Source organism: Paraburkholderia franconis, from assembly GCF_009362735.1.
Taxonomy (GTDB): Bacteria; Pseudomonadota; Gammaproteobacteria; order Burkholderiales; family Burkholderiaceae; genus Paraburkholderia; species Paraburkholderia franconis.
Genome location: NZ_WHNP01000237.1, coordinates 1 through 1001 on the forward strand (window position 1 = coordinate 1; position 1001 = coordinate 1001).

General features: G+C 63.7%; 2 protein-coding genes. One reads left to right on the plus strand and one right to left on the minus strand.

Features of this window, described 5'->3' with window-relative positions:
• Positions 1–8: 8 nt before the first annotated feature.
• Positions 9–419 (minus strand): type II secretion system protein N, encoded by a 411-nt coding sequence (locus GCT13_RS47905; protein WP_152768457.1) that lies wholly within the window; start codon positions 417–419, stop codon positions 9–11.
• Between the two features lie 166 nt (positions 420–585).
• On the opposite strand from GCT13_RS47905, the gene gspG reads away from it, so the two are divergent.
• Positions 586–1001, plus strand: a 416-nt coding sequence (gspG, locus tag GCT13_RS47910) for a type II secretion system major pseudopilin GspG (RefSeq protein ID WP_152768456.1), incomplete at its 3' end; no start/stop codon positions are given.

Here is a 1001-nt window from a genome sequence, read left to right on the forward strand (position 1 = left end):
GGAATAGATCAGCGCACGTAAATGGTCGGGCCGGGCGCGTTCGCGGGCAGGAACACTTCAGAGCGCACGCCGTTGCGATCGATGATGATCGAGCGCGCGCGCACCTCGGCGAGCTTCGCGCCCTGCATGATCGTGCTGCCGAGCGAGACGGCATGCGGCGGCTCGCCGCCCGTGCTGACGATCGCCGCGGCGCCCTCGCCCAGCGCGAGAATGCCCGACAGGTGGATGTCCTGGTTCGCGGTGCGCGTGAGCTGGCCGCCGAACAGCGTCGCCGCCTGCTCCGTCGAAACAGGCGCGCGCACGGCGGCCGCGGGCACGGGCGGCGCATGCGACGTGAGCGTGACGATCCAGTAGGTGAGCGTCGCGCAAAACACCGCAAAGAGTGCGAGCGAAATGAGGCGGATCTGGAGTGCGTTCATGCGTGTCATTGTACGGACTCTCGTGAATTTTGCGGCGTGTCGAAAGCGTTCAGCGGCGTGACATTAAAATGACCGGCCGGACGTGCAAGGTACTGSATTCTCGATGTATCGCGTGACATGCATGACGTCCGGCCGACCGATAATTTTTCCAATGAGGTAGCAAGCTATGCAAATGTGGACCAGTCGCCGCAACGAGATCGCGAACCAGCATGCGGGCCTGCGTGCGCGTCGTCAACGCGGGTTCACGCTGATCGAGATCATGGTCGTGATCGCGATCCTCGGCATTCTGGCCGCGCTGATCGTGCCGAAGATCATGAGCCGTCCGGACGAAGCGCGCCGCGTGGCGGCGAAGCAGGACATCGGCACCATCATGCAGTCGCTCAAGCTGTACCGGCTCGACAACGGCCGCTATCCGACCCAGGAGCAGGGCCTGCGCGCGCTGATCGAAAAGCCGACCACGGACCCGATCCCGAACAACTGGAAGGACGGCGGCTATCTCGAGCGTCTGCCGAACGATCCGTGGGGCAATACGTATCAGTACCTGAATCCGGGCGTGCACGGCGAGATCGACGTGTTCAGCTA

What these genes read in the sequence shown, in the direction of transcription:
- GCT13_RS47905 (WP_152768457.1), bottom strand. Translation starts at nt 419, where the DNA reads ATGAACGCACTCCAGATCCGCCTCATTTCGCTCGCACTCTTTGCGGTG.